At 69.6% G+C, this 12,943-nt stretch carries 12 protein-coding genes; 5 read left to right on the top strand and 7 right to left on the bottom strand.

All coding sequences use genetic code 11. The annotated features are described in order from the left end of the window. Positions 1–137 precede the first annotated feature (137 nt). Genes N802_RS11185 through N802_RS11210 form a run of 6 tightly spaced genes read right to left on the bottom strand, consistent with a single transcriptional unit; the run spans position 138 to position 7,252 of the window. On the bottom strand, positions 138–1,067 hold the full coding sequence (locus tag N802_RS11185; RefSeq protein WP_035916154.1) for a DNA-3-methyladenine glycosylase family protein: 930 nt from the start codon (positions 1,065–1,067) through the stop codon (positions 138–140). A gap of 13 nt (positions 1,068–1,080) precedes the next feature. Further along, positions 1,081–1,932, bottom strand: a complete 852-nt coding sequence (locus tag N802_RS11190) for a class I SAM-dependent methyltransferase (protein ID WP_035916158.1) — start codon at positions 1,930–1,932, stop codon at positions 1,081–1,083. Between the two features lie 10 nt (positions 1,933–1,942). After that, a complete protein-coding gene (locus tag N802_RS11195) occupies positions 1,943–2,875 on the bottom strand; it encodes a lysylphosphatidylglycerol synthase domain-containing protein (RefSeq protein WP_035916160.1) in 933 nt (310 codons plus the stop codon). A 42-nt stretch (positions 2,876–2,917) separates the two neighbouring features. After that, positions 2,918–4,849 carry a glycosyltransferase family 4 protein gene (locus N802_RS11200; RefSeq protein WP_035916162.1) on the bottom strand — a complete coding sequence of 644 codons (1,932 nt, stop codon included), beginning with the start codon at positions 4,847–4,849 and terminating at the stop codon, positions 2,918–2,920. Further along, positions 4,842–6,008, bottom strand: a complete 1,167-nt coding sequence (locus tag N802_RS11205) for a glycosyltransferase family 2 protein (RefSeq protein WP_035916164.1) — start codon at positions 6,006–6,008, stop codon at positions 4,842–4,844. The genes N802_RS11200 and N802_RS11205 overlap by 8 nt, the downstream gene beginning before the upstream one ends. 11 nt (positions 6,009–6,019) lie before the next feature. Continuing rightward, complete coding sequence (locus tag N802_RS11210) at positions 6,020–7,252, bottom strand: MFS transporter (RefSeq protein WP_245613914.1); 1,233 nt, start codon at positions 7,250–7,252, stop codon at positions 6,020–6,022. A gap of 405 nt (positions 7,253–7,657) precedes the next feature. Here N802_RS11210 and N802_RS11215 point away from each other — a divergent pair, with 405 nt between their 5' ends. Beyond that, positions 7,658–8,293 (top strand): trimeric intracellular cation channel family protein, encoded by a 636-nt coding sequence (locus N802_RS11215; protein ID WP_052109834.1) that lies wholly within the window; start codon positions 7,658–7,660, stop codon positions 8,291–8,293. A gap of 139 nt (positions 8,294–8,432) precedes the next feature. Here the strand turns inward: N802_RS11215 and N802_RS11220 are convergent, their stop codons facing one another. Beyond that, positions 8,433–9,623, bottom strand: coding sequence for a RimK family alpha-L-glutamate ligase (locus N802_RS11220; protein ID WP_035916167.1), 1,191 nt, complete (start codon positions 9,621–9,623; stop codon positions 8,433–8,435). Between the two features lie 25 nt (positions 9,624–9,648). Here N802_RS11220 and N802_RS11225 point away from each other — a divergent pair, with 25 nt between their 5' ends. The 4 genes from N802_RS11225 (at position 9,649) to N802_RS11240 (ending at position 12,879) form a co-directional block, all read left to right on the top strand. Next, entirely contained in the window at positions 9,649–10,128 is a 480-nt protein-coding gene (locus N802_RS11225) for an ATP-dependent zinc protease family protein (RefSeq protein WP_035916170.1), read from the top strand. Then, positions 10,125–11,219: a succinylglutamate desuccinylase/aspartoacylase family protein gene (locus N802_RS11230; protein ID WP_052109835.1), complete on the top strand. Its 1,095-nt coding sequence runs from the start codon at positions 10,125–10,127 to the stop codon at positions 11,217–11,219. Before N802_RS11225 ends, N802_RS11230 begins: the two co-directional genes overlap by 4 nt. Before the next feature lie 40 nt (positions 11,220–11,259). Then, positions 11,260–12,018: an alpha/beta hydrolase family protein gene (locus N802_RS11235; RefSeq protein ID WP_035916172.1), complete on the top strand. Its 759-nt coding sequence runs from the start codon at positions 11,260–11,262 to the stop codon at positions 12,016–12,018. Positions 12,019–12,090: 72 nt separating this feature from the next. Further along, positions 12,091–12,879, top strand: a complete 789-nt coding sequence (locus N802_RS11240) for an inositol monophosphatase family protein (RefSeq protein ID WP_035916272.1) — start codon at positions 12,091–12,093, stop codon at positions 12,877–12,879. The last annotated feature ends 64 nt before the right edge of the window (positions 12,880–12,943 follow it).

Genomic DNA, 12,943 nt, shown 5'->3' on the forward strand with positions numbered 1-12,943 from the left:
GCGGCCGCAGGACGACCGGACACCGAAGTTAGGTGGGGAGGCCGGTTCCGGATCACGGCCGCGGGAACCGAAGTTCCCCGCGTCCTTCGTTCCCGAGTGACAAGGGCGCCTCTCGGCGGGCGGACCACCGCCCGAGGTCAGCCCCGACCCGGCAGGTGCGTCGGCAGCGTGAACCTCGGCCCGCGCCGCGGCATGGTCGGACCCGCGAGGGACAGCAGACGCTGCACTCGATAGCGGTGTCCCGCATACGGTTCGAGCAGTTCGGCCAGCCCGGCGTCATCGATGGGCTTGCCCGTCAGCGCCCACCCGATGTTCTTCCCGACGTGGTAGTCCCCGAAGCTCACGGCATCGGCATCCCCCAACGCACGATGCGCGACCTCGTTCGCCGTCCATCGGCCCACCCCGGGCACGCTCTCGAGGCGACGACGGGCCTCGAGTGACGGCATACCGACGGTTTCCTCCAGGCGACCAGCGCGACCGGCGACGAGGACCGCGGGGCGTGAGCGCGCCCCGTCGACCCCCTCACGCAGCCATTCCCAGGACGGGATCAGCGCCCACTCCTTCGGTTCCGGAGGGACGAACAACCCCAACTCGGATCCGATCCCCGGTGCGCGAGTTCCGTTGTGGCGCACCAGCATTCGGTATGCCGCAAACGCCTCCTTGCCGGTCACTCGCTGTTCGATGATGGTCGGGATCAGGGCCTGCACGACGAGGCCCGAGGCGGGGACGCGCCAACCGGGGAAGCGTCGATGGGCCTCCGCGACGAGGTCATGGTGGGCGACGAAGCCAGAGTCGTCGTCAGCTTCTCCGAGCAGGAGCGGCAGCCGATCGAGCATCCACTCCGACCCCGCTCCCCAGGCGTGAGCCTCGACCTCACCGAGCCGCGGATGATCGATGAGCCGCAAGGTCACCGGCCCGGTGGGTGCGCGCCAGGCGAAGACCCAGGTTCGGCCGCGATCGGTCCACGAGGTCGGATCACTCGCACCCCGCCGGAAGGTGGAGACGACCGCCCCGAGTTGAAGCGGGCGGCTCGGGCGGAAGGTCCGCGTGTGCTCTGGTGACGTCACGGATCCCGCTCGATCATCGGTGGCGAGGAGGCGAAACGTGCCGCGGGGCCACCCGCAGTTCCGGCCCGGCGGGTCGAGCAGGCGAGCGGAACGCCAACCAGACATAGGTCGGGACGAGCGGAAGCGTTGCGGCGAGGGCCTGCTCGGGCAGTTTGCCCACCCACGCGGGGATGACGTCTCCACCGGAGAAGGCTTCCGGGTCGGCGAGCACGGGCAGTGTGTAGTCCCATACGTCGAACGCCGCGAACATCCGCTTCAGCCCAGCCGGCGTTGAGTAGTGCTCGTAGTAGTGCTCGCCCTTGCCGGTGAGCCGCATGTAGCGATCGGCGGCGCTCTGCGGCAACCACGACAGGAACGGCAGCCGGTGGTGCGGCTCGATGATCTGCCAGCGGTGGCCGATCCCGAGATAGAGCACTCCCCCGGGCGCCAGCACCCGGTGGATATCGGCGACGACGGCCTCGGGGTCGACGACGTGCTCATAGATGTGGTTGAGGACCGCGACGTCGATGGACCCGTCCTCGAACGGCAGGTCCTCGCCCCGCGCGAGCCGGAAGTCGACCCGGTCACCGAAGCGAGCTCGCGCCTTGGCGAGCCCGGGCTCGTCGATGTCGACGCCCGTGGTCTTCGCACCGGCAAGCGCGAGCTCGTCGGCGATGAATCCCGCCGAGCAGCCGACGTCGACCGCGCGCAGCCCGGTCAGCGGGCCTTCGCCGGCACCCTCTGGGCCGCGCGTGTCCGTGCGACCGAGTCCGTGTGCGATGACGGAGATGAGCTTCGCGGCCTTCTGCCGGCGGGCCTGCTCGTCGAGCATCTTGCCCATGAGGTTGGAGTAGGCGAGCTGCTCCTCGCGTGGCTTGTCGCTCATGCCTGCCGCCTCATGTTCTCGATCCTAGGAGGTGGTGCGAGCGTGCCCAGCCCCACCCGAGGGCAGCGACCGCGACATCGGCCATCACCGAGAAGAACCGCGCGATGACGACGATGGCGATCGCCGCCGAGAACGGCATGAGCGCGCCGAGCAGCAGCGCCAGCACGCCATCACGCACGCCGACGCCTGCGGGCACGAAGACCGAGAACATCCCGATCGCCGAGGCCAGCGCGAACCCACAGATCGATGTGACGAACAGGTCCCGGATGGGTGTCTCCGGAGTCATGGCGTGGGAGAGGACAAGGATGGCGAGCCCGGCGCTGAGCCACGCGAGGACGAACCACAGCGAGGTGAGGGCGATCGCGGGCGCCGTGAGGGAGTGCTCGAGCGGGTCCCGGCGCAGCAGCCGCAGCAACCTGGCGATGCCCCAGTTGAGCAGCCGTGGCCAGAGCAGCAGGAGCAGGACGATCGCGGGCGCGAACCACCACAGCGACCTCACCTCGCCGGTCCGGGCCAGGAACAAGGGCACTGCGGGGATGCCGACGATCGCGCCGGTGAGCACCGACAGCAGGATCGAGAGAAGGCCGACGACGCCCATCCGCCGGCGCGGAACCCCGAGTCGCGAACCGAGGTCGGCCTGGGCGACGACGCTCCAGACGGAGCCCGGGAGATATTTGCCGAGCTGGCCGACGAAGAACACGCTCGCGCTCGCCGGCAGCGGCAGCCGGGTGCCGAGGTCATTGAGCAGGACCCGCCACCCGAGCAAGGAGAACATGGGCGCGAGCAGCGCCAGTCCGAAGGCCCCGGCCAAGGTCCGGGCCGGGATCGTGCGCAGGTGGGCCGAGACCTCGGTCCAGTTCCGCCACACCGCAACGGTCACGGCAGCGAGCACGAGCAGCGCGATGACGATCCGCACGATGTCGAGGAGCCGCTTGCGGGTCATCGCTTCACCAGCGACGTGCGCTTCACGAGGGACATGCGCGCGTCACTTGCGACGGAACGTGAGTCGAAGGATTCCGTATGCCGTCGCCGCGCCCGATCGCCGACCCTCGGGTTGCGCTTCGCGCACCTCGCGGGCCGACGCCGACGCCTCACGGATGCGGTCGGTGACGTCGCCGTCGAAGTCGCCGACGAGGACAAGGCCCAGGTCGTCGGCACGGGCGATGATGCCGCGGACGTCGGCGGGGCTGATGGCCCATTCGGGGTCGTCCTCGCCGATGGGCAAGGTGACGATGAGCAGGCCACCGGAGTTCAGGGCCCAGGAGGCCTGGCCGACGGCGTGGTCGATGTCCTCGGCGCCACACCCACCGGGGTGGATGCGGGCGATGACGTCGAGGCTGGCGGTGTCGACGTCGAGCACCTCGACCGAGGTGCGGCGACCGGTCAGTTCGAGCTCGACCGGCTCGAAGCCCAGGGCCCGAACCCACCGGGAGAACGGGCTCTTGGTCCCCGACTCGTCGACGATGACCGCACCGCGGCGGCCATCGTCCCGGATCCGCAGCACGGCCGCGACGGCGCCGAGTGCGGACCACGCAGCCACGGCGTCCGAGGACCGCGGCAGGCCGAGGTCCCGGGCCAGTGCCTGGGCGTCGAGGGCGTCGGTGTCGAGGGCCAGGACGTCGGAGGCCCGCACCCACTCGGGGAAGTCCGCCGGTCGCAGCGTCAGCCGGCGGCGACGACGAAGGCGTGCGGCCGTGACGAGGTCCTTGGCCCGCTGCACCGCGGTGTCGGGCGGCACCGCCACGGACGCATCGTCGCCGAGCGAGGCATCCGACTCGGCCGACGCGAGCGCCTCGATGCCCCCGACGTAGTGCGCCCAAGGCCCCGACAGATCCGGCGGGCGGACCTCGGAACGCAACTGGCCGGCATACGCGCGGTCGGAAAGCTTCTCGAGCGCGGAGACGAGGGCGTCGCGGTCGTTCGGCGGCACGAGGAGGCCGTCGACGCCGTCGCGCACCTGGCCACCGAAGGTGCCGACGTGTGTGGCGAGCACCGGCAGACCGTGCCGACGGGCCATGAGGACGTTCTGGGAGGCGGTGGCGTGACGATAGGTCAGGGTGAGGACGTCGTGGCGGGCCATGAGACTCGCGATTCGGTCGGCGGGCACGTAGCCGCTGTGGACCTCGACGCGATCGGCCAGTCGTGGGTCGGCCGCGAGTTCCTTGACGCGTCGACCACTGTCGCCCCACATCTCCCCCGCGATGGTGAGGCGGAGGTCGGGCACGTCGAGCATCGCGTCGAGGAGAAGGTCGACGCCCTTGTAGTCGCGCACGATGCCGAGGGCGAGCAGCCGAGTGGGACCCTTCGATTCGACGTGCGGCTCCGGAGGACCACCGGGCAGGTGCGGCGGCAGGTCGAGCTCGCGGACGTGCGCGGCCCCCAGCTCGGTCGCGAGCTTGGCCTGCGAATCCGAGTGCACGACAACGGAATCCACTCGGCGGAAGAGCGAATCCATGAACTGGCGGTCGCCCGGGCGGGACTCATGCGGCAGGACGTTGTGGGCGATGACGATCGAGCGCGGACCCTTGCCCGAACTCGAGGTACGCCCCACGCCGGCCGCGCGCAGGACCGCGAGGTTGGACGGCACGCCCGGTGGGATGACGTGGACGACGATGATCGCGTCCATGTCGCGCAGGCGTCGGCCGGTGCGGATCCACGTGTCGGGGCGGGCCCACGACAGCGCGCGGATCGTCCGCGGGAACGGCTCGACATCGGGTGCGCCGCCCGGCACCGCTTGCTCTCCGGGATACAGCAGAGACGGATAGAGGTGGCTCCACGACACCAGGGTGACGTCGTGCCCGGCCTCGGCCAGCTCGTGACAGAGCTCCGTCGTGTGCGACGCCACTCCCCCCTTGTAGGGGTGGGTGGGACCGACGACGGCGAGGCGGAGCGCAGCCGAGTTATCCCTGTCAGACACCGTCTCTTGACCTCACGACGAGGTCCGAGAGCAGGGCGAGCGAGGCGATCATCATGCCGCTGACGATGAGCAGCACCGTCGACGCGGGGAAGTAGAACGGGTGCCGCACCATGTCGACGATGCCCTTGATGAAGCCGATGACGATCATCCACAGGGCCGGGGGCATGAGGACCTTGAGCGGGTCGAAGTACATGACCATCCGCAGCACCTGGAGGATGTAGCGGTAGGCATCGCGCACGAAGTGGAACTTCGAGACGCCGGCGCGCTTGGCGTAGGACGTCTCGACGTACTTGATGTCGTGCTGGTTGCTGAGGAACGCGATCGTGATCGTCGTGACGCACGAGAAGCCCGCCGGCAGCAGCCGCAGGTAGGGCAGCGACACCTCACGCCGGAACGCCCGCAGACCGCTGTTGAGGTCCGGGATCTTCGTCTTGGTGAGCCACTCGGCGACCTTGCGGATGAACCACTTCGCGGGGACGCGCGCCCACTTGTGCGTGCCCTCCTCGGTGGTGCGGGCGCCGACGACCTGGTCGTAACTCGCGTCGTCCCGCAGGATGCGGACGAGGTCGGGGATCCGCTCGTTCTCGTAGGTCATGTCGGCGTCGGTCCACACGACGATCTCGCCGTGGGCCTGTTGGGTGCCGATGCGCCGAGCCGTGCCCGAGCCGCCGTTGCGGCGGAACGGCATGATCCGCAGGTTCGCGAAGTCCCGCGCCGCCTGCTGGAGGACCTCGAGGGTGTTGTCCGTGGACGCGTCGTCGATGCACAGCAACTCGTAGGAGAACTCGCTCGCGTTCATCACCGTGGTGATGCGGTCGATCTCCTGGAGAACGTGTGCGCCCTCGTTGTAGCAGGGCAGGACGATCGTGACGTAGGGTCGCGGACTGCCGTCCTCGAGCGTCTTCGGTCGCGGGTCCCGTTCCGTGGGGGTCTGGAACGTCGGGTCGTATGCCGTCCGCCCGCCGACCGCGCCCAGCTCACCCGGATCGTCGCTCCCACCCGCGAGCTCACCGCTGCGCACCGCGATGCGCTCGGTCGGTGCGGAGGCTGGCGCGACGGCAGGAGGCACGGCAGCAGGCGCGGCGGGAGGCGCGGCAGGCGGCGAAAGGGGTGGGCCTGCGGGGATCGCGATGGCCTCGGTCTCGGGGTGCTCGTTCATCGCTGTCGAGACTACCCGGCAGTGACCCGCTCACCGGCGGTCGGCAGGACGCGTGGCAGGCGGACGGCATACAGGGCTCCGAAGAGGGCGACGACCCCGAGCACGGCCCAGATCGTGTAGGTGCCGTGCTCGAGGAGCCACGTGTAGGCGACCGGCGTGATCGTGCCGCCGACACCCCAGACGAGTTGGACGAGGCCCAGGTAGCGACCGCGGAGGTGGTCCGGCGCCGCCTCGGCAGCCGTGGCGCTGAAGACGGGACCACCTGCCAGCTCGCCGCTCGTGTAGATCACGGCACCCACGAGCATCGCCGCCACTGCGACCCACACCGGCAGCAGCCCGGCGAGGACGAAGATCGCGTAGCCGACGACGAAGAAGACCTGGGCGAGGGCCATCATCCGAGCGCGCACCCGGCCGGTCATCCAGCGCACCATGAGGCCCTGCCCCAACCCCACGAGGATGGTGTTGAGCGTGAAGATCGCCCCGACGAGCCAGCCCGGAAGGTCCAGGGTCTCCGCGGCATACACGGGCAGGGCGAAGTTGAGCACCATGATGCCGACGACGAACGTCAACTGGCCGAGGACGAGCTGGAGGTACGCGCGGTCGCGCAGGACGATGGCCCAGCCGCCGGTCGGTCGCGCCTCGTCGGCGGCGCCGGCTGGGACCGAGCGGTGGTCCGGCACGTCGAGCAGAAGCACGAACGCGAGCACGAACGTGGCCGCGTTGGCGATGACGACCGCCTTGAACGCCGCCTCGGTGTCGATCTGGAGGGCAATGCCGGCGAGGACGCCGCCCACGGCATACCCGAGGTTGCGCAGGGCCTGCAGGAAGCCGAACCACACTTCCCGCTCCCCCGGCTTCGTGATGGCGGTGACCACGTTGCCGAAGGACCCCCAGAACGCCTGCCGCCCCAGGTTGAGCAGGACGGTCGCGAGGGCGACCGGCCAGAGCGCCTCGACCCAGAGGTAGGCAAGCATCCCGGCGGCCTGGACGATGTTGCCGATGAGCATCATCCGGCGGCCGCCGAAGCGGTCCACCATCGAACCGATGACGAACGCCGCCGGCATCGTCAGGAGGGCAGAGAGCGAGAGCGCCGAACCGATCTGGACGAGCGTGAGGTCGGTGACCTTGAGGAAGTAGAGCAGCGTGATCGGCATGAACAGGCCGCTGCCGATCGTGTCCGCGACGATCGCCGAGACGAACCTGCGGTGCTCCCCCACCCGTGGAAATCCCAGTCGCTGCAGCACTCGCGCATCCTGCCCCATGCGGCCGACCCCCGACGACCCAGTTTCCGTCCGCCCACCCTCGCGTCCCGAACTCACCGAATTCCTCCGTTCGGGACAACCCGCCCGTATGCCATCCGCCCACCTCCCGTCCCGAACTCACCCAATTGGACGGCTCCGCACACCCGGCCCGCATGCCGTCCGCCCACCTCCCGTCCCGAACTCACCCAATTCGACGGTTCCGCACAGATCCGCCCGTATGCCGTCCGCCCATTCCCGTCCCGAACTCACCGAATTCCTCGGTTCGACACAGATCCGCCCCGTATGCCGTCCGCCCACTCCCGTCCCGAACTCACCCAATTGGACGGTTCCGCACACCCGACCCGTATGCCGTCCGCTCACCCGTCTGGGGCGCACTAGCCTTTGCGCGTGAACACGCTCGCGATCCCGCTCTGGCTCGACGCCGTGGCCGTCGGGTTTGGCGGGCTGGCCGGAGCCCTGGCCGCTCGCCGCCAGGGCTTCGACATCGTCGGCGTGCTGTTCCTCGCGGTCATCGGCGGACTTGGCGGCGCGCTGCTTCGCGATCTCCTCCTCCAGGTGCCGGTGCGCGCCCTGACGTCACCGTGGCTGTTGCCCTCGGCGTTCGTGGGAGGGCTCCTCGTCGCGCCCCTCCTCAAACTCCTCGGACCGCTGCGGTTCCGGCGGGACGTCGCCTTCACCCTGCTCGACGCGGTTTCGCTCGCGATGTATTCGATCCTCGGCACCGACCGCGCCATGACCGTGGGGCTCCCACCCATCTCGTGCATCTTCGTCGGCGCGGTGGCGGGTGTCGGCGGGGCGCTCATCCGCGATGTCCTCATCAACGAGACGCCGGAGCACTTCAAGCCGGGCTCGTTCTATGTGCTGGCCGCGATCCCGGGGTGCCTCACGTACTTCGTGCTGCGGAGCCTCGAGCTCCCCGTTGCGGTCTCTGCGCTCGTCTCGATCGGTGTCGTCATCGCCGTGCGCATGTCGTCCTGGTCCCTCGACTGGCAGACCGGTCGCCCCCGCAAAGCCGAGCGCTGACGCGAAACTCGCCGAACGGCATACGGCATGGATGTGCGTAACCGTCCAATTGGGTGAGTTCGGTACGAGAGGCGGGCGGACGGCATACGGGATGCGTGTGCGGAACCGTCCAATTGGGTGAGTTCGGTACGGGACGGACTCAGGCCTCGTGGATGGGGTCCTTGGGGAGCTTGCGCACCTTGGCGCGACGGCGGCGCCGCTCGGGGATCATCGACCGCATCTCCTCGAGCTTGCCGAAGCAGAGCAGCCTGTCCTGCGCCTCGAGCGCGGTGCGCCGTCGCGGGTTCGGGATGACCGTCGCCCCGCGGTGGAGCGTGAGCACCGTGATGTCGCGATCCTCCAGACCCGACTCCGCGATCGTCTTGCCGACGAGATCCGCATTGGTGTGGACGACGAGTTCCGCCACGCCGTAGCCCGTCGAGACGGTGAGGCGCTGCCGAACGTCGATCTCGGGGAACGCGACCTGGTTGGCGATGTAGTCGATGATCGCGCCGGCGACGTCGAGCTTGGTCGCGGTCTCGATGCCTTCGAGCCCTGGTGAAGAGTTGACTTCCATGACCTGGGGTCCGTCGGCGCCCTCGAGCATGTCGACACCCGCCACCCGCAGGCCCATGATCTGGGCCGACCGCACCGCCGCAGCCTCATAGGCCGGCTCGAGCGTCACCGCCTCGACCGAACCCCCGCGGTGCACGTTGGACCGGAACTCGTCGCCCTGGGCCCGCCGCCGCATCGCCGCGACGACCCGATCGCCGACGACGAGCGCGCGGATGTCCCGCCCACGGCTCTCCTTGACGAAGCTCTGGATGAGGACGTTCTGACTCGTGCTCTGGAGGGTCTCGATGATCGCCTCGGCGACCTTGTTGTCGGGCGCGAGGATGACGCCGATCCCCTGCGTGCCCTCGAGCAGCTTGATGACCACGGGGGCCCCGCCCACCCGCTCGATCGCAGCCGGCACGTCGGCGCGGTTGCGGACGAAGGTCGTGGCCGGCATACCGATCTGGTGGCGGGACAGGATCTGGGTGGCGCGCAGCTTGTCGCGGGAGTTCGAGATCCCGTTGGCGGTGTTGGGGGTGTAGACGTCCATCTGCTCGAACTGGCGGACGACGGCGGTGCCGAAGTAGGTCACCGAGTTGCCGATGCGCGGCAGGATCGCGTCGTAGTCCGACAGCGGTCGACCGCGGAACTGCAGGTCCGGCTCCGGACCGGACAGGTCGATCGCGAAGCGCAGGGTGTTGAGCACCTTGACGTCATGGCCACGATCGAGGGCGGCGGTGCGCAGTCGCTGGGTCGAGTAGGCCCGCGGCGCGCGCGAGAGGATGGCGAGCTTCATGAGGGGTACCTGAGAGGATGGTCGGGTGCACGGAGCAACCCATCCAACCATCCACGTCGGGTGGCGTGAGTGGGTGCGTATGCCGTCCGCGAACCTTCCGTGGATCAAGGCGAAGGTCGACACGGGCGCGAGATCGTCAGCGGTGCATGCGTTCGACCTCGAGAGGTTCGAGCAGGACGGTGCCCCCTGGGTGCGCTTCTCGATCCACCCCTGGCAGGCGAGCGATGAGGACGCGGTCACGCTCGAGCGTCCGGTCGTCGACGAGCGCGCTGTCCGATCATCCTCCGGGCACGCCGAACACCGCCTCGTCGTCGAACTCGAGCTGGTCCTGGCCCGACGCAGGCTCACGACCGAGGTGACGCTGAGCAGGCGCGACGAGATGGGATTCCGGATGCTCATCGGTCGCGAGACCCTCCGCCACGGGTTCGTCGTCGACCCGTCCGTCTCCTATCTCGGGCCGAGGCCCAAGGTGCACCTGCGCCGCCGCAACCGGGGCCGCGGGTGAGCACCTCACGCGGCACGACCCGAACCAGCCGGACCAGCCGGGCATCCCGTCCGTCGTTCGCCATCGGGTCGGTCAAGGTGCGTCCCGGTCACACGCGCGAGATCGGCCTGCCGATCACCAAGCTCGTCACCGGCGCCGAGGTGAGCCTGCCGGTGCGCGTCTTCCATGGCCGTGAGCACGGGCCAACAGTCTGGATCAACGCCGCGATCCACGGCGACGAGGTCGTCGGGGTGGAGGTCATCCGGCGGGTGCTTGCGACGCTGTCGGCCAAGACGCTGCGCGGCACCCTCATCGCGGTCCCGATCGTCAACGTGCACGGCTTCATGGCTGGTGACCGCTACCTCCCGGACCGGCGTGACCTCAACCGGTCCTTTCCGGGCTCGCACCGCGGCTCACTCGCCGGTCGCATCGCCCACCTCTTCATGAGTGAGGTCGTCGACAAGTGCGAAGTCGGGATCGACCTGCACACCGGGTCGGACCGGCGGACCAACCTTCCCCAGGTGCGCGCCGACCTCGACGACCCGCGCACTCGCGAGCTCGCGGAGGCGTTCGGCGCCCCGATCATGCTCCACGCCAAGGTCCGTGACGGTTCATTGCGTGCCGCAGCCCGGGAGCGCGGCGCCACCGTGCTGCTCGTCGAGTCCGGCGAGGCGATGCGCTTCGACGCGTGGGCCATCGAGGCCGGCGTCGAGGGTGTCCGGCGCGTCCTGGCCGCCCTGGGCATGATCGATCCCACCGACTCGCCGCACCCGGCGCACGCCTCTGCTCCCACTCCCGCGCTGGTGAGCCGGCGCAGCGGTTGGGTCCGCTCCGGACGCAGCGGCATCGTGCACCTCGACGTCACCCTGGGTCAGCGCGTCGAGGTGGGCACCCGCCTCGGAGGGCTGAGCGACTCGTTCGGCAAGACCCTGCAACTGGTCAAGGCCGACCGCGCCGGCGTCATCATCGGGCGCACGACGGCACCCCTGGTCAACCGGGGCGACGCCCTCGTCCACATCGCCGAGATCGAGGGCGCCGAACCTCCGGGCACACCCGACCACCCCGACGCGGCCGAGGGGTTTGACGCGCTCGACGAGATCCCGGTGCTCTGAGCCTCTGCGCTCCGCGAGCTCTGAGCCCTACGATCACAGGATGGCCGAGCGCGTCCGCTTCCCGAGTTCCTCCGGCGAGATGCTCGCCGGACTGATCGATCTGCCCGAGGGCGAGTTCCGCGGGTGGGGGCTGTTCTCCCACGGGTTCACCCTGGGCAAGGACTCCCCCGCAGCCGCCAGGATCTGCAAGCAACTCGCCGCCGAGGGCGTCGGGATGCTCCGCTTCGACAACCTCGGACTCGGCGACTCCGAGGGTGAGTGGGGCAACGGCTCGTTCTCGCACAAGGTCGCGGACACCGTCGAGGCCGCCCGGTTCATGGCTGCGAGCGGCCGTCCGATCGAGATTCTCGTCGGCCACTCCTTCGGTGGCGCCGCCGTGCTCGCCGCAGCGGCCGACATCCCGGAGGCGAGAGCAGTCGTCACCGTCGGTGCACCCTTCGACCCCACGCACGTCGAGCACCAGTACGACGCCGTCGTCGAGCGGGTGCTCGCCGAGGGCGAGGCACCGGTGACGCTGGGTGGCAAGGCCCTGGTGCTGCGCAAGGCCTTCGTCGAGGACGTGCGCCGCGCGGACCTGCGCGAGCGCATCACCCACCTGAACCGCCCCCTGCTCGTCGTGCACTCGCCGACCGACGACACCGTCGCGATCAAGAACGCGAGTGACATCTTCTTCACCGCCCGTCACCCCCGCAACTTCATCGCGCTCGAGGGCTCGGACCACTTCCTCACCACCAAGGGTCAGGCCAAGAGGGCCGCCCGCATCATCAGCGCCTGGGCCGACCAGTACCTCGTGGACTGAGTTCTCCGGCCGCCGCGTCAGACCGGACCCCGGTATGCCGTCCGCCCACCTCGTGTGGAAGCGTGTGTGTCCGTGGACACACAGGCAGTGCTCGACCTCATGAAGCAGGTGGCCGCCGAGGTCATCACCCCGCGATTCCGGTCGCTCGCCGACGGTGAGGTGATCGAGAAGAACCCCGGCGACCTCGTCACGGTGGCCGACCGCGAAGCCGAGGTGCTCATCACCAAGGCGCTGAACGCGGCCTACCCCCACGCCGTCGTCCTGGGCGAGGAGGCACACTCGGCCGACTCGAGCATCCTCGAGCGCTACGCCGCGGCCGAGCACGCCTTCACCGTCGACCCGGTGGACGGCACCAAGAACTTCGTCCACGGCTCCCCCGACCACGCCGTGATGATCGCGGAGACCAAGGATGGTGAGACAACTCGCGCGTGGATCTGGCAGCCGGAGCACGAGGTCGCCTGGGTCGCCGAGCGAGGGTCCGGAGTGGAACGCAACGGCGAACGCATGAGCCGCTCGCCCCTCGGTCAGGACGACAACCCCCGAGGCGCCACCTCGATCTGGTCCCTGCGCGGGCACGCCCTCGCGGATCTGCCTGCGCTGCAACCCAGTTGGGTCTGCTGTGGCGTCGACTACCCCAAGCTCATCGAGGGCGAGGTCGACTTCATCCTCTACAGCCGGTCCAATGCCTGGGACCACGCGCCGGGTTCGCTCATGGTCGCGGAGGCGGGCGGTCACGTGGGTCACCTCGACGGCCTCGACTACGGCCCACGGTCGACCACGCCGGGCCTCATCGTGGCCGCGGACCGGACGACCTATGCCGCCGTCGCCCGTCGCATGCCGCAGGACGTCACCTCCCGCTGAGCCGGCGTCCCGAACCGTCCAATTGGGTGAGTTCGGTACACCACCTCCCGCTGGGCTCGCGTCC

The organism is Knoellia sinensis KCTC 19936, from assembly GCF_000768705.1.
GTDB classification, from domain to species: domain Bacteria; phylum Actinomycetota; class Actinomycetes; order Actinomycetales; family Dermatophilaceae; genus Knoellia; species Knoellia sinensis.